The organism is Acinetobacter sp. ANC 4169 (assembly GCF_002135355.1).
Classification (GTDB): domain Bacteria; phylum Pseudomonadota; class Gammaproteobacteria; order Pseudomonadales; family Moraxellaceae; genus Acinetobacter.
In genome coordinates this window covers 1-16,812 of record NZ_NEGE01000012.1, presented here as the reverse complement: position 1 = coordinate 16,812, position 16,812 = coordinate 1, and the positions used below count along the sequence as shown (strand labels likewise).

The following is a 16,812-nucleotide window of genomic DNA, read 5'->3' as shown; positions in this document are numbered from 1 at the left end:
TGTGGTGATCAATAGATACTGAATTTAGAGCAATGATGTGCAGTTGATTTTTTAATAATGATCTAGTGATAAGCATCCACACTACTGAAGATTTTAAAACCCGATGATGATGCTGTCGTGATGAATCGGGTTTAAATTATCTCATTGAAATAATGGATAGGAATTTCATGATCCATTTTAATGATCTACAATTATCTAAGGCTTTTTTGCCTAATTGTTGAAAACTTCAACTGCCACAAATAGGGAATATCTGTATAATACGTTGACTTAACGTATAAGGAATCTCTCATGCACTTGGCGGCATTGCATACTCCGAGCCAGATTCAACTCAACCAAGATGGTAACTTAAAACATTTCCTCACCATCGAAGGCCTTTCTAAAGAAACCCTCACAAAAATATTGGACACTGCGCAGTCCTTTTTTAATGACCAAAATCAGCTGATTACCAACAACCTGCTTGAAGGTCGTACGGTCATGAACCTGTTTTTTGAAAACTCTACCCGTACCCGCACCACTTTTGAGGCAGCTGCAAAGCGTCTTTCCGCCAATGTATTGAACATTGATATTGCTCGTTCAAGTACCTCCAAAGGTGAAACCCTGCGTGACACGCTCTGGAACCTGGAAGCGATGGCAACGGACATTTTTGTGGTTCGTCATTCATCTTCAGGTGCGCCGCATTTTATTGCCAAAGATGTCTGCCCCAATGTAGCCATCATTAATGCCGGCGATGGTCGTCATGCACATCCGACTCAAGCCATGCTGGACATGCTCACCATTCGCCGTGAAACCAAAAAGAATTTTGAAGATATCAGCATTGCCATTATTGGCGACATCAAGCATTCTCGCGTTGCGCGTTCTGATGTTGCGGCATTGCAAACCTTAGGCTGTAAAGATATCCGTGTGATTGCACCGAATACCTTGCTGCCTTATGGTTTTGCTGAATATGGTGAAGATGTTCGCCTATTTAACAACATGGAAGATGGCATTAAAGATTGCGACGTAATCATCACCCTGCGTATTCAAAACGAACGCATTGATTCCCCAGCACTCTCTTCACAAGCTGAATTCTACAAAATGTACGGCTTGAACAAAGAGCGTCTGGCTTTGGCTAAACCGGATTGCATCGTGATGCATCCAGGCCCAATGAACCGGGGTGTAGAAATTGATTCCAGTATTGCTGATGATGGTACTCAGTCAGTGATTCTGCATCAGGTGACCAATGGTATTGCTGTACGTATGGCGGTACTGGCGTTGGCGATGCAAGGTCAGTTGCAGGAAAAAGGTTTGTTAGAAGCGATTGCGGGATAAGGTAGAAGTCATGAGTATTGTAAAAATTGAAAATGTACGTGTCTTAGACCCAATCAAAAAAACAGACAGCGTGCAAACGGTATTTATTGAAAATGGCAAGCTGGTTGCTGAAACTGCCAATGTGACTGAAACGATTGACGGTCAGGGCAAATGGCTGATGCCCACCATGGTGGACTTGTGCGCGCGTTTACGTGAACCAGGTCAGCAACAACATGGAACCTTAAAGTCTGAAGGAAAGGCGGCACGTGAAAACGGTATTTTGCATGTGTTTACTCCGCCAGACTCAAAACCCATTGTGCAAGATAATGGTGCCTTAATCCACGGCCTGGTTGAAAAAGCCATGCTGGATGGCGGCATCTATTTACAGGTGATTGGTGCGCAAACCCAAGGTTTGAAAGGACATCAACCTGCCAATATGGCTGGCCTGAAAAAAGGCGGCTGTACTGCCGTTTCCAATGCCAATGCGCCATTTGCCAATGATGATGTGGTGATTCGTACCCTTGAATATGCTGCAGGTCTGAATATGACCGTGGTGTTCTATGCAGAAGAACCACAAATTGCCAAAGATGGTTGTGTGCATGAGGGCTTTATCGCTTCACGTCAGGGCTTGCCAATGATTCCTGCTTTGGCAGAAACTGTGGCCATTGCAAAATATCTGCTCATGATTGAAGCCACAGGTGTGCGTGCCCACTTTGGCTTGTTGTCATGTGGTGCTTCTGTTGAATTGATTCGCATTGCAAAAGAAAAAGGTTTGCCAGTAACTTGCGATGTAGCCATGCATCAGTTACATCTAACCGATCAGCTCATCGATGGCTTTAACTCATTGGCCCATGTACGTCCTCCTTTACGTTCTGAGCAAGACAAAGAGTTGCTGCGTCAAGGTGTGAAAGATGGGGTAATTGATGCAATTACCACTCACCATGAACCACTGAGCAGCTCTGCGAAAATGGCACCATTTGCTGAAACTCAACCGGGTTTTACTGCATTTGATACTTTTGTGCCGTTTGGTATTCAGCTTATTCGTGAAGGTTTATTCGAGCCTTTGGAGTGGGTGGAAAAAGTGACTGTTGCCCCGGCAAAAGTAGCCAATCTGTTAGAACGCTGGACTGAAGAAGCGGGTTGGGCGTTGGTCGATCCTGAACTTGAGTGGACAGTCAGCAAAGAGAGTATTATCTCTCAAGGTAAAAATACCCCACTGATTAACCAAAAAGTGGTGGGTAAAGTAGTTAAAACTTTCGCGGTTTAAATGTCTTAATTCTTTTTTGTAAATTTTAAAAAGTCAGCTTCGGCTGGCTTTTTTTGTGATCAAATTGTTATTTTTTGATAATTTTGTTTATAATTATGTAAACAATTGAGGGTATATTAATGAAACTTAACAATAAAATTTTATTTGTGCTGGCATCCACTTTAGCTTTGACCGGATGTAATAACCTTTTTTCCAAACATGTTAAATGTGATGATGAGTCCGCGCTATCATTAGTTAGTCAAATATTAAATGATGACTTGGTGCAATCTTTAGATCACGAACTTAAAGCATTAATTAAAGATGGCTCAATTAAAGATTTAGATCCAGCAAAACTTAAGCTCTCAGCAAAGAATATTCAATTTAGCTTGCTTGATAGTAGAACAGATTTTATTGATCCAAATAGTCCAAAAACTTCATGTTCACTCGATTTAACAGCAACAATACCTTCAGATTTAGTCAAAAAATCAGATGAAGCTCGGGCTAAGGTGAATGCGGTAAGTGTAGAAGAACATGCCAATAATTTAGGTGTGAAGTATGACAATAAAAAGGTTCATTTAACACTCGAGTATGTACTGCAACCTACGGATAAGGGAGATAAAGTTTTAGCTGTACTTAAAAATACTTCAAATATGCAAACTTTACTTTCAGAAACTCTAACTTATGCATTTTTAAAACCGCAAATTGAAAAAAATCAGATTAAAAATATGGAAGCCAGTAAAGCGGTAACCCCAAGAAATAATGCCAACAATGCAACTTATGATGCAGGTAGTGAAACTATCGAAGCTGCTGACGAGGCAGAATGGGCTGCACAACAAGCTACAGCTGCAGCAGAAGAAGGTTATTACGAAGAATAGTCATCATGGGTTTTTTAAATATAATTGAATTAAAAATAGGATCATTATGAAATTTAAATTCTTCGCATTATTGTGCAGTACTTTAGTGGTATCGGGATGTGACAAAGTACAATCAATTACTGGTACTTCCGTTAAATGTGATGATGAAACTGCAAAACAGTTAGTCGTTGAAAGTTTCAGTAAAACGGTGAGTGATATTTCGGCAGAGCGGGTTAAGGAACTAATCAATACTGAAAATGTTACGATTGATATGGGGAAACTGAGAAGTACGCTTCAGCAAATTACTTTTAACGTGAATGATGTTCGAACAAATAATTCGGATCCTAATAGTAAAAAACAGTATTGTGCAACGGAATTTGTCGTTAATGTTCCAGATCAGATGATTAAAGATGCCGATGCCGCACGTGCTGTTTATGATGAAAATAATACTGCTCAAGCTGCAGTTTTATCAGATCTGTCTTTTGAAGCTAACCAGTTGAAAAAAGAAATTGAATATTTGGTTCAGCCTACAGATGATGGGAAAAAAGTGTATGTGACTTTAGAGAATCCGGATGCTTTGGCTTATTTTGTGAGAGATATCGCAGTTGATTCTTTAGTTAAAAATGCACGTTTAAATGCTGCTGAAGTTGCAAAACAGGATGAAATAAAGCGAGTTGCAGATGAAGAAGCAGCAGCGCAGGAGTATCAAACAGTATTAATTTCAGAAGCGAAAACCAATTTAGATAAAGCCAATGAAAATTTAAATCTGGTGTGGAATTCAACGACTAAGGAAGTGCGCGCTCAGTTGCTGGATGAGCAAAGAATTTGGCTAAAAAAACGTGAGTTGGAATGTAAATTGGAAAGTTCTAATGCAGAAAACCCTGATGTGTATAGATTGAATTGTGAAATGAACATGACCACACAACGGACATCCGAGTTGCGTCAGAAAATCTATTATTTAGAACCTTGATATTTATTACACTAAAGTCAGCTTCGGCTGGCTTTTTTTATTGTTGAAAAATAATAGTATTCAACTAATACAATTATTTACAGAGACAAAAAAAGCAGCAGATAAACTAAAAAAGGACGGCTAAAAAAAATAAGAGGAATAAAGAATGAACATGAATTTGATAGATTTATTAAAGCAGAAAGTATCTGCAATGGTTCTGGAGGGAGAAACTACCCATCTAAGTGAAAAAAGTCAGGCATTAAGCAATTTTCTCCCTATTTTATTATCGATTTTAAAAGCAAAACCCGATCTTATTACCAATTTACAGCATCAATTAAATCCGCGACTGGGTGATATCTTCAACATTAACCCCACTTTAAAGCAGGAGTTTTTGCAACAGATTTCCGGCACGGTGCCGACCGAAACAATCGAATCAACTCTCAATCGTTCTATAGCACCCACCTTGGGTGTACTGGAAGATGAGGCTGGATCTTCCGAGCCCAGTGCGATCATACATCTGATTGAAACGCAATGGCCTGCGGTAACGAGTGCCTTGCCGCATTGGGCTCCCGCACTACTCAGTGCTTTGGGGATAAATACTGCATCAGGGCAAACTTTACATCAAGCTCCCCCCGTTGATCCTTATCGGGTACCCGAGGAAAAAAGGAAATCAGGTTTTTTAATTCCCTTGATTGTTTTCCTTATTTTAGCTGCACTATTGGCTTTCATTTTTAAAGCATGTTCAGATAAGCAGGAAACTGCTACAGCCAGTGGTATACCTGCCACGACTGCAAGTAGTGAGCCTGCTAAATTACAAATTAGTACCGGAGCTACAGGGGATTTAACCAGCTGTCAGCTCTATTCTGGTAATGCAAATTACATTGATATTCTGCAAAATGAAATTAAACAGATTTTTAATCATCCTATCGGTTGCGGTGTAGAAAATAATGCGCGTTATCACTCGGAATTTATTGATCAGGATGTGATTCCAAGTGTATTGAAACTGGTTAAAGGTGTGCCAAATGCATCATTAACCTGGATGGGTAATCAGCTTTCTATTGTGACAGCCAATCCGACTGACGCTGAACAGCTGGCAGTGAAAGTCAAGCCACTGGTCAAAAATATGACAGTGTTGACTCAGGCAGCAGCAATGAGCAGTGCGTCAGCACCGGTAGATAATCAGGTCGCAATCAGTGAAGGTAATAGCAATGCAGAAAAAGCATTGAAAGAAATTAATCCGGAGCAGATTCGTGCGCTAGATATTGCAACTGCACTGAATTTGCAGATTATCAATTTTGCGACATCAAGTGCCGATATTCCAGATGCCAATAAATCGATTTTAGATCAGGCTGCTGCGCTGATTAAGCGGGCACCGCAAGTGCATTTAAACGTAAAAGGTCATACCGATGCAGCCGGTAATGCGCAAGCCAATAAAGCCTTATCGCAAAAACGCGCACAGGCAGTTGTAGATTATCTAGTCGCGCAGGGTGTAGATCCGGCTCAGTTACAAGCGGTCGGGTATGGTTCGGAACAACCTGTAGCGGATAATGCAACGCCTGAAGGCCAGTTTAAAAATCGCCGGATTGAGTTTGAAGTGCTAAATACCGAAACAGGCGTGGTTCGTGCAGTGGATGAGCAGGGTGTAAATAAACAGTAAGGGAGTGAACTAAGAAATAGCTCCTATTTAAAAACAGTAGGCTTAACAATACTTGTTCAATAGCAATTAAATAAAAGGACGAATTGATTCGTCCTTTTTTTATTGGCATGCTTATGCTGAATTGTAAAACGTGAACTTGCTATGCGAATTAGTTTTATTGGTGCGGGGCGGGTGGCTCATCATCTTGCTGCTGTTCTAAGCCAAAATCATCAAATTGTGCAGATTTATAGCCGCTCTTTAGCACATGCCCAGACTTTGGCTGCTCAGGTATCTGCAAGGGCGACGACCAATATTGCAGAACTTGAAGCAGAAGTGGATTTGGTAATTATTGCAGTGAGTGATCAGGCGATTGCTGAGGTCATTCAACAGGCGCATGCACAATTGGCAGATGTTTTGATTGTGCATACCTCGGGTAGTACCGATATTCAAGTTCTGGCAAAAGTTCATGCACGTGCTGGGGTATTTTATCCTTTACAGACTTTTAGTTTGGAGCGTGAAGTGGAGTGGCAGGCAACCCCCTTGTTTGTGGAAGCTACCCAGCCGCATGATCAGGTGCGATTGACCCAGTTAGCAAATAGCCTAAGTTCACGAGTCTATCAATATTCATCGGCACAGCGTTTAAGCCTGCATTTGGCTGCGGTGTTTGCCTGCAATTTTAGCAATTACTGTTATGACATGGCGAAGCAGATTGTCGATGCCGAACAGGTCGATTTCTCGCTGCTTTATCCATTAATTTTAGAAACAGCCCATAAAGCTGTACAGCATGATCCTAAACAGATGCAGACAGGGCCTGCAATGCGCGGGGATCAAAATATCCTGAAAATGCATCAGCAGATGTTAGATGATGTTCATCGGGAAGATTTGAAAAATGTTTACAATGTGATGAGTCAACAGATTTTACAATCGCATCATGTTGAAGAGTGACTTAAACTTAAATAAATTTAGCTCATATATTGCAAACGGAGGCGGGTATGGCAAAGGATTTTAATAGCCAGTATGTTGTAGATGGCTATGATGAGCATATCAGGAAGTTAATTCCCGGCTATGAAGTTGTACATCAACAAATTCGGGCTTTATTGAAAACGTATGTGGATGAATATGCACATGTGCTGATTGTCGGTTGTGGAACGGGTTATGAGCTGGGGCATCTGGTTCAATTGTTCCCTGACTGGACCTTTACTGCAACCGAGTTGTCGGAAACCATGCTGGATAAAGCCAAACACCATATCCATGCCTTAAATGCATCGCATCGGGTGGAGTTTGTATTGGGCAATCTGGATCAGTTAAAAACAGGCCAATCTTATGATGCGGCACTTTCTATTCTGGTCACGCATTTTGTGGACTATGCAGATAAGCCCCAATTCTTTAAAGCCATTTCTTCGCATTTAAAATCTCAAGCAATATTCATCACTTTTGACTTGACCCAAATCAAGTCCGAGCAGGAGTTGCAAGCGCTCAAATCTCTATGTGAAGCAAACGGCTTAACCACTTCGCAGGCTGCGGCAATGGTTGATCGTTTAGACGATGATTTTTATCCACTCTCGGAGCAGGAAACACTTGAACAGCTTAAAGGCTGCGGTTTTGATTGTGTAGAACGCTTTACCCAGATTCTCTGCTATCAGGGCTTCATTGCTCAAGTTTAAAAAGCGGGTAGTTAGGGTGATTGAATTACCGTACATCCAGATATTTATATCATTTGTAGAAAAGCCAATGCTGTTGTACTGCGTTCTATGTTATTAAAAGACATTAAAAATTAACCAATAAAAATAATGTTAAGGAACAAGAAAGATGCAGCAGGAATTTGATTACATCATCATTGGCGGGGGCAGTGCCGGTAGTGTTTTGGCAAGCCGTTTAACTGAAGATCCAAACATTTCAGTATGTCTTTTGGAAGCTGGCGGTAATGGGGAAAATTGGACCGTGAATATCCCTGCCGCAGCTGTAGTCAGTTTACCGAGCAAAATTAATAACTGGGCTTTTGAAACCGTACCGCAGGCAGGACTGAATGGACGCAAAGGATATCAGCCACGCGGCAAAGGTCTGGGGGGATCTTCCAACATCAATGCCATGATTTATATACGTGGTAATCAGGCAGACTATGATCATTGGGCCTCTTTAGGCAATACAGGATGGTCTTATCAAGAGATATTGCCTTACTTTATTAAATCCGAAAATAACGAACGCCTGCAGAATGAATATCATGGCAATTCAGGGCCGCTTTCAGTTTCCGATGTACGCACCGACAATCCGCTGCATCAGCGCTATATTGCAGCTGCGAAGGAACAAGGCTACAAAATACTGGATGACTTTAATGGTGCGGAACAGGAAGGACTAGGCGTTTATCAGGTCACCCATGTCAATGGAGAGCGTTGCAGCGCTGCCCGTGCCTATTTATATCCGCATTTGCAGCGTCCTAACCTGATAATTTTGACCCAGGCGCTGACGCAGAAAATACTGATTGAACAGAAAACGGCTATAGGCGTAGAAGTGCAGCATGCCGGGCAAATCAAACAGCTGCGCGCCCGCAAAGAAGTATTGCTTAGCGCTGGCGCAATCCAGTCACCGCAAATTTTGATGTTATCTGGCATTGGTGATCAGGCTGAGCTGGCAGCCCATAAGATTGAGGTGCAGCATCATTTACCGGGTGTAGGTAAAAATTTTCATGATCATCCCGACTTTATTTTTGGCTATAGTGTTAAGGATATTCAGGGGACTTTCGGCATATCCATCCCAGGCTCGCTGGATATGTTCAAGCAGGTGGGGCGTTACCGAAAGGAACGCCGTGGCATGATTGCTTCAAACTTTGCCGAATGTGGCGGTTTTTTAAAAAGTGATCCATCACTCTCTATTCCAAACTTGCAGCTGCATTTTGTGGTGGCGCTGGTCGATGATCATGCCCGTAAATTTCATGCCAGCCATGGGGTTTCCTGTCACGTTTGCCTGCTGAATCCGCGTAGTCGCGGTTCGGTTCAGCTGAGTGGCAACAAGATTTCCGATCCATTAAAAATTGATCCTAACTTTTTGGCAGATGAACAGGATTTAGAAGACCTGGTGCAAGGCTTTAAGCTCACGCGAAAACTGATGCATTCGCCTTCATTATCTGAAATTTATAAACGTGACCTGTTTACCGAGTATGTCAAAACCGATGATGATATTCGCCAGATTCTGCGTGAGCGAACAGACACGGTTTATCATCCGGTCGGCAGTTGTAAGATGGGTGTAGATGACATGGCTGTGGTTGACCCGCAATTACGGGTTTACGGCATACAGAATTTACGCGTGGTGGATGCCTCAATTATGCCGACTGTGGTGAATGGCAATACCAATGCGCCGGTGATCATGATTGCGGAAAAAGCGGCCGATTTGATCCGTCAAAGTGCGTTTACGCAGTATGTGGCTTGAATAGACAAGAAATTGTACTGACATCAACTTAAGTTTCATCTATGTTGTAAAACAAGAAAAATAGGAAAAAAGATTATGGCTATGGAACAGCATCAGCTTTTTGAAAACCTCGATGAGCCTGGAGTAGGCGATTCTGACACAGCAGAGGGGCAGTTGCAGCAGGTCTTTGAACTGCAGAAGCAGGCATTTAAAGCACAGACTTATCCTGGTTTTGAGCAGCGCAAACAGCATTTGCAAACCCTGTATCAAATGGTCGCACAGCATCAGGATGAAATTGCTGAAGCCATCAGTCATGATTTTTCTAACCGCAGTGCCGATGAAACCCGTCTGTTTGAAGTGATGACCAGCTTGAATGGGATCAAGCACAGTCTGAAGCATTTAAGAAAATGGATGAAGCCGAGCAAGCGTGAAGTTGGCATTCTGTTCCAGCCCGCCAGTGGCTATGTCATGTATCAGCCTTTAGGGGTTATCGGCGTGATTGTGCCTTGGAACTATCCTTTGTTTTTGGCAATCGGGCCATTGGCACAGGCCTTGGCAGCAGGCAATAACGTGATGCTGAAAATGAGCGAATATACGCCTGCATTTTCTGAACTGTTTAAAAAGCTGATTGCAGAAAATTTTGCCCAAAGTCATGTCAATGTCATTACAGGCGATGCACAAATCGCACAAGAGTTCACCCAACTGCCATTCGATCACTTGCTGTTTACCGGTGCAACTTCAATTGCATCACATGTACTGCATGCGGCAGCTGAACATTTGACCCCGGTCACACTGGAGCTGGGCGGCAAATCTCCAGCCATTGTGGCTCAGGATGCAGACTTGAAAGAAAGCGCGCGCCGTATTGCTTTTGGCAAAACCATGAATGCAGGTCAAACCTGTGTGGCGCCGGATTATGCCTTGGTGCATCGCAGTCAGCAGGATGAATTCATCAAAGCCTATTTTGACGTGATTCAGCAGTTTTATCCGGACAGCATTCATGCCAATCCAGATTACACCGCCATCGTCAATGAGCGTCAGTTCGCGCGTTTACAGCATTATTTACTGGATGCACAGCAGAAAGGCGCACAGCTGATCCAGATTGAGCCGGAAGCAGATGGCAGACGCATGCCACATGCAATCGTTACAGATGTAAATGACAATATGCAATTGATGAAGAATGAAATCTTTGGACCTATTTTGCCGATAGTCTGCTATGAGCAAATGGATGAAGCGATTGAGTATATCAATGCACGTGAGCGTCCTTTGGCTTTGTATTACTTTGGCTATAACAAGGCTGAACAGCAAAAAGTGCTGCATGAAACCCATAGTGGCGGTGTCTGTTTGAATGAAACCCTCATGACCGCCGGAATGGAAGATATGCCGTTTGGCGGCATTGGTGCTTCAGGCATGGGGCATTATCACGGTCATGAAGGCTTTAAGACATTTAGTCATGCCAAGTCAGTTTTTGTTCGGCCTAAATTCAGCTTGATGAAATTGATTTATCCACCTTATGGAAGTGCCATTCTTAAACTGATTTATCGCTTTTTCTTGCGTTAAGACTTAAGGCCAAGATTATGCGCAAGAAAAAGCCAGAAGGATATCAATAGTATAAAGATGAAGGAATTTTTTTCTTTTTAAGCTCGATTATAGGCACAGTTCTGGCAGTCATTTTTTGGTTTAAAGCTAAATTTTTCTTATAAAAAAGCGCTGATCATGTCAGCGCTTTTTTATGAAGGTCTGGATTAAGAAATTTTCTTAAACAGGAAGTCATTAATTTTATGACCTTCCTCTAAGCCACGACGTTCGAATTTGGTTTGCGGACGCCAGTCCGGGCGAGGGTAGCTGTTGCCTTTGCCTGCCATATTTTCAAGATTTGGACGGTTATCTAAAACGTCGAGCATCCATTCAGCATACGGTTCCCAATCGGTCGCCGAGTGGAAAGTACCGCCCATTTCCAGTTTCTGTTCTACCAGTGGCATACGGTCGTGTGACACAAAACGGCGTTTGAAATGACGTTTCTTTTGCCAAGGATCAGGGAAATACAGCTGGACGGCATTAATGCTGTTATCTGGCATTTCGCGAAGTACCTGAATAGCATCAGCATCAAGCAAGCGTAAGTTGGTTAGACCTGCCATGCCGGCTTCATACACACATTGCGCAATACCGGGTACGTGTACTTCAATACCGACATAGTTACGCTCGGGGTTGGCTTTGGCCATGAGTACCAGAGAGCGACCCATACCAAAACCAATTTCAACGGTAAGCGGGCGTTCCGGATGTTCAAACTGCTGACGTAAATCACCAACAGGATATTCCAAAATTAGGTGACCATATTGTTCAAGCGCAGTACGTTGAGAGGTATTCAGCGGAGATGAACGACGCATAAAAGTGACAATTTCGCGATGTTCATTCAAGTTGTCCAGCTCGACGACTTGCTGGTCTAATTGATCGTTCGACATAACTTTGGCAAATGTAAAAAATTCGAATGCGGTATTTTAAGTCCTGAGCCTGACAAGTCAAACTTTTTCATTTTTAAGATGCAACAGAGACAGCAGTTTCATATGGTGGTTGCGCTCTTATTTATTCTAAGAAGTACGAATGTGTAAGGATAATTTGACTAAATTAAGAGTAAGGAGTGTTTTGTAAAATATTGACTTGGAAAATATGGAAGCGATGCGGGTCAGAAAATATCTTATTTTAAGGCAATGGTGAGTACGCCAACAGCAATCAGGACAATACCCAGATATTCCTGCACACTTGGCCGCTCACCTAAAAAAATAACAGCAAATACCGTCACGAGAACCACGCTTAACTTATCAATCGGTGCAACCTGAGATGCTTGACCAAGCTGCAGGGCCCGAAAATAACACAACCATGAAGCACCGGTCGCTAAGGCAGATAAAGTTAAAAACAACCAGGTCTTGCCTGAAAGCAATAAGGGGTTTTGCCATTTGCCTAATCCCCACACCATTAAACTTAATACCAAGACAATAATCACGGTACGAATGAGTGTGGCGAGGTCAGAATCTACCTGGCGCAAACCGACTTTAGCAAAAATAGCGGTTAAGGCTGCGAAGCAAGCCGATAATATCGCCCACATCAACCAGTGATTCGTATTCATATGGCTGCCTATGATTTTTTTAGTTTTAGGTGACTATCGTAAGAGAGATATAGAAACGATAGCAGCGATGATCTCATGCTTATTTTAATTTAAAGTTACAGCGGATTATAGCAATCAATAAGTCTGGCTTGCTTCATTTAAACTGACAACTTCAATATGCTGAGCTTTAAAATTGCTGTACCCCCATGGTTCATAGCCCATATATAGATATCCCACAGATCAATCACAACTTTTGACAGGTTTTGTTGAAAATCAAAAACTGGATTTATCTGAACTGCTAAAGAAAATCAGAGCCGACACACGGTAATAATGCATTGATTCATGCAGTCAGCATGCGCTAATCCATGGCTGTCATCTGCTTGCTTTCCGTTAAGGGGAGAATCGCCTGAATGGTTGTGTGACCAGGTTCCGAATCAATTTTAAATTCACCGCCAATACGGGAAATTCGGGTACACATACTATGCAGGCCAACATGCAGGCCTTGCTCAACCGTTGCCGGGTCAAAGCCGATGCCATTATCCTGAATTTGTAATATCAGTTTATGATCGGACTCAGATAAAGAAACCATGACTTCTGTAGCCTGACTGTGCTTGAGAATATTGGTCAGTGCTTCTTCTGCTACACGGGTTAGGGTCAGACATTGTTTGGCCAATGGCATTGTTTGCCACTGGTTTTCAAAAGTCCATCTGGATTGAATATCCAGTTCTTCAAACAATTGCACAAAACGATGACGAATCGGAGCGCCCCATTCAACCGGTGTTTCAGGCGCATTTGTCCCAATACTGGAACCTGAATCAATGACTTGACGTAGATCATTACGTAGTAATTTTAACATCGACATAATCTGTGGCTTCTCAACCTTGTCGTTCCGTTCCAAAAGCAATATGGAACGGACAATTGAACCACCCAGTCCATCATGTAAATCATGGGATAAATGAATCCGTTCCTGAAGGCGGGCATTCTCTAAAGCCAGGTGATGTTGCTGGTTTAGCGATTGAGTCAGCTCTTGTTTTGTCTGGATAATATTGTCTGCAAGGGTTTTATTAAAGCGTTCAATTTTTTTCGAATGTCTGGCTAGACGTAACGCCAGAATAATGCCAACGGTGATTGATGAAAATGGTGCAGTGTAGGGCGATAATGGACGCCCATCCATATTAATAATAAATAAGGCATCATGAATGGCGATGGGGAAAAACACCAGATAGGTTAATGCAAGAAAATAGGTTTCTTTAAGCTTCGATTTGTAAGCGAGTACAGAATAGGTCAAACATTTCGCCATGAAAATAAGGACTGCAAGGCTAAAGAAAATCTTAATGACCACGGCTGCATAAGCTGTGGGACTAAAGCCAATACAGATCATGGCAAGAAAACTAAATATGAATAGGGCTTTTTCTAAACGTTTAAAGCGAAACTGTGCAAATCTCCAGGCAGCTACACAACCCACAGTGACATAAAAGCAAAAAATAATATGGTGGATTTTCTCAAGTTGAATCGTGTTCAGCCATGGAACTGGAGCAGAGTAGAGAAGTGCTGCACAATAGGCAACCCAAGCGAATGAAACGATTGCAAACCATTTAAAAGCATTTTCTTTATGGGTGAACAACCACACTAATAAACAAAACAGCCCGATCACGCTGTTAATCATAATATTGAACAAGGGGAGCGTTCTTTTTTCTAATATCCAAGATGAATAGATTGCGTTGATTTCAGGATGGAGGCCAATTTTAATGCGCCCCAAACCTGATTTTTGAATCGGTCCGCCATACACTTGAATCCAGAGCGTATTATCACCTTGGTGAAGACTGGATTGCGGGATGTTCCATAGATGGGGTTGAAACTGATTACGAGACATGGGCTCTTTTAAAGCGATATCTTGCCAAAGCAAATCATCATTTACATAGACTTTTCCACTTTGTGTAATGCCTTCAATGGTTAAAGAGACAGGTTGTTTTTCTGTACAGTGATAATGCCATCGAATTTGATACCAAACCGGGCCCTGAAAATTTGGCCAGCGCTGAACCCATTGATCAGGCAGTTTTTCAAGATCAACCCATCCCGTTGTAGGGCGTACGGTCTCTTGTTGTGGATTGCCTTTCGCTGCTGCAATGTGCTGGATTTGTGGCTGGCAAGCTTCGGGCGTCGTGGAAAGTGTTGGTGATGCATATAAGGAACTGAAAGGCCAGATACAGATCAGCATTGCTGTACATAATGTCAGCAGTGTTGAATAGAATACATTGAATGTATTTCGGCTGAAGATGCATTGCATTTCAGAGTTTCCCCATTAAAAATCACGTATTTCCTAAAAGAAAGGCATACATGGATATCAAAACGCCAAAGCGCTTTTAAATTGCTGTCTATTTTAGTAGTCAATATAACAGATTTATCTTTAACAATATGACTTTATCAAGCCAGATATTTTATTTAAGTACTTAAAATTCAAAATAAAAGCAGCCTCAATGGGCTACTTTATTTCTCAGGTCCAGTTCAAATTTATAACTTAAGAACTGACACGGTCAATCAAGGTACTGCTGGCTTCATTCAGCCCGGTCAAAGTGGTTTGTATGCCTTTAGCTTCAAACTTCTGTACCACAGCATTCAGCATATTCACCGAAGTAATATCCCAAATATGCGCATGCGTCAGATTAATGCTGACTTGATCAATCTGCTCTTGAAAGTCAAAAAACTGGAAGAATTTTTCTGAACTGCTAAAGAAAATTTGACCGCTAATCACATAATGGCGTTGATTATTGTGCAGGCTTGATTGTACTTTCACTTCACTTTCAAGTTTGTTGATAATAAACAGTGCAGACAGCAACACACCAGTCAATACCCCTAAAGCCAGGTTATGGGTTGCCAGTACCACAATTACTACAGCAATCATCACCACATTAAATGACGCAGGATGCTGACGGAACTGTTTTACTGAATCCCATTGGAAAGTGGTAAACGAAACCATGACCATGATCGCGACTAAGGCTGCCATCGGTACATAAGCCAGCCAGTCTTTTAAGAAAACGACCAGGCAGAGCAAGAATATACCAGCCACCAAAGTCGACAGACGGGTACGTGCACCTGAAGACACGTTAATAATCGACTGACCAATCATGGCACAACCCGCCATACCGCCCATAAAACCACTGACAATATTGGCAATCCCTTGACCGCGACATTCCTGATGACGGTCAGCGTCAGTTTCAGTTACTTCATTAATCACCGTTGTAGTCATCATGGTTTCCAGTAAACCGACTGTGGCAAGAGTGATGGAATAAGGGAATATGATCTGAAGAGTTTCCAGATTCAGCGGAATTTCTGGAATCAGGAAAATTGGCAAAGTATCGGGGAACTGTCCTAAATCACTGACGCTACGCATGTCGGCACCCAGTAAAACAGCTAAACCACTCAACACCACAATACAGATTAAAGGTGAAGGAATGGCTTTGCCAATTTTGGGCAGATAAGGAAACAGATAAATGATACCCAGGCCAAGTGCCATAAATAAATAGCCTAAGCTATCCATCTTGCCGATTTCAGGCAGCTGTGCAGCAAAAATCAAAATGGCGAGAGCATTCAAAAAACCATAGACCACCGACTGCGAGACAAAGCGCATCAGTTTTGCGACTTTAAAGTAAGCAGCAATCACCTGAATGATCCCGGTTAAAATCGTGGCGGCCAATAAATATTGCAGCCCATGATCTTTTACCAAGGTAATCATCAGCAAGGCCATGGCACCGGTAGCGGCCGAAATCATCGCTGTACGACCGCCAAAGAAAGCAATGGTCACCGCGATACAGAAAGAGGCATATAGACCGACTTGTGGATCAACGCCTGCAATCGCAGAAAAGGCAATGGACTCGGGAATCAGCGCTAAACCCACCACCAGACCTGCCAATACGTCGGTACGGATATTGGAAAACCATTGTTCTTTTTTCAGGCTAATCACGCTAATTGATTTCACAAATTTTAAAAATGCGTATGTTAAAACAAGTTTAATAAAAAATGCACAATAGTTTGACTTAAAAATATGTGTGATTTATACAATACTTAGATTAGCATTTGAAGTGCAACACCATGTTGTTGGCATAATACCTGACTCGGACTTTTAAATCCGAGTCTTTTTCTTGGACGTTGATTTAAACGTTGAGTGATTTCTGCAATATATTCATCTGTATAGTCATTTAAGTCACTTCCTTTTCGAATATATTGTCTGATTAAACCATTGGTATTTTCATTTGTTCCCCTCTGCCAAGCACTATAAGGATCCGCAAAATACCAATCCAAATTCAACGACTGAGCAATATGCTCATGTAGGCTGAACTC

General features: G+C 42.2%; 14 protein-coding genes. 9 read left to right on the top strand and 5 right to left on the bottom strand.

Going from position 1 to position 16,812, the window contains the following annotated elements:
- Nucleotides 1-288 precede the first annotated feature (288 nt).
- The 9 genes from B9T26_RS10215 (at nucleotide 289) to B9T26_RS10175 (ending at nucleotide 10,931) form a co-directional block, all read left to right on the top strand.
- A complete protein-coding gene (locus B9T26_RS10215; protein ID WP_086199597.1) occupies nucleotides 289-1,308 on the top strand; it encodes an aspartate carbamoyltransferase catalytic subunit in 1,020 nt (339 codons plus the stop codon).
- Between the two features lie 10 nt (nucleotides 1,309-1,318).
- The gene (locus B9T26_RS10210) at nucleotides 1,319-2,554 is read left to right on the top strand and encodes a dihydroorotase (protein ID WP_086199596.1); all 1,236 of its coding nucleotides are present in this window, start codon (nucleotides 1,319-1,321) and stop codon (nucleotides 2,552-2,554) included.
- 119 nt (nucleotides 2,555-2,673) lie between these two features.
- Entirely contained in the window at nucleotides 2,674-3,408 is a 735-nt protein-coding gene (locus B9T26_RS10205) for a hypothetical protein (protein WP_086199595.1), read from the top strand.
- A gap of 46 nt (nucleotides 3,409-3,454) precedes the next feature.
- A complete protein-coding gene (locus B9T26_RS10200; protein WP_086199594.1) occupies nucleotides 3,455-4,357 on the top strand; it encodes a lysozyme inhibitor LprI family protein in 903 nt (300 codons plus the stop codon).
- A 145-nt stretch (nucleotides 4,358-4,502) separates the two neighbouring features.
- Nucleotides 4,503-5,993 carry an OmpA family protein gene (locus tag B9T26_RS10195; RefSeq protein WP_086199593.1) on the top strand — a complete coding sequence of 497 codons (1,491 nt, stop codon included), beginning with the start codon at nucleotides 4,503-4,505 and terminating at the stop codon, nucleotides 5,991-5,993.
- Between the two features lie 141 nt (nucleotides 5,994-6,134).
- Nucleotides 6,135-6,917: a Rossmann-like and DUF2520 domain-containing protein gene (locus B9T26_RS10190; protein WP_086199592.1), complete on the top strand. Its 783-nt coding sequence runs from the start codon at nucleotides 6,135-6,137 to the stop codon at nucleotides 6,915-6,917.
- Nucleotides 6,918-6,964: 47 nt separating this feature from the next.
- A complete protein-coding gene (locus B9T26_RS10185; protein ID WP_086199591.1) occupies nucleotides 6,965-7,636 on the top strand; it encodes a class I SAM-dependent methyltransferase in 672 nt (223 codons plus the stop codon).
- Nucleotides 7,637-7,781: 145 nt separating this feature from the next.
- A complete protein-coding gene (locus tag B9T26_RS10180; protein ID WP_086199590.1) occupies nucleotides 7,782-9,395 on the top strand; it encodes a GMC family oxidoreductase in 1,614 nt (537 codons plus the stop codon).
- A 75-nt stretch (nucleotides 9,396-9,470) separates the two neighbouring features.
- A complete protein-coding gene (locus B9T26_RS10175; RefSeq protein WP_227518799.1) occupies nucleotides 9,471-10,931 on the top strand; it encodes a coniferyl aldehyde dehydrogenase in 1,461 nt (486 codons plus the stop codon).
- 185 nt (nucleotides 10,932-11,116) lie between these two features.
- Here the strand turns inward: B9T26_RS10175 and trmB are convergent, their stop codons facing one another.
- The 5 genes from trmB to B9T26_RS10150 form a co-directional block, all read right to left on the bottom strand.
- Entirely contained in the window at nucleotides 11,117-11,833 is a 717-nt protein-coding gene (trmB, locus tag B9T26_RS10170) for a tRNA (guanosine(46)-N7)-methyltransferase TrmB (protein ID WP_086199589.1), read from the bottom strand.
- A 233-nt stretch (nucleotides 11,834-12,066) separates the two neighbouring features.
- Nucleotides 12,067-12,495 (bottom strand): EamA family transporter, encoded by a 429-nt coding sequence (locus B9T26_RS10165; protein WP_086199588.1) that lies wholly within the window; start codon nucleotides 12,493-12,495, stop codon nucleotides 12,067-12,069.
- Between the two features lie 337 nt (nucleotides 12,496-12,832).
- Nucleotides 12,833-14,761 carry an ATP-binding protein gene (locus B9T26_RS10160; RefSeq protein ID WP_086199587.1) on the bottom strand — a complete coding sequence of 643 codons (1,929 nt, stop codon included), beginning with the start codon at nucleotides 14,759-14,761 and terminating at the stop codon, nucleotides 12,833-12,835.
- Between the two features lie 231 nt (nucleotides 14,762-14,992).
- Nucleotides 14,993-16,435, bottom strand: coding sequence for a SulP family inorganic anion transporter (locus B9T26_RS10155; RefSeq protein ID WP_086199586.1), 1,443 nt, complete (start codon nucleotides 16,433-16,435; stop codon nucleotides 14,993-14,995).
- A 101-nt stretch (nucleotides 16,436-16,536) separates the two neighbouring features.
- Nucleotides 16,537-16,812 (bottom strand): IS30 family transposase (locus B9T26_RS10150; protein WP_143223014.1); only part of this gene is annotated, 276 nt, incomplete at its 5' end.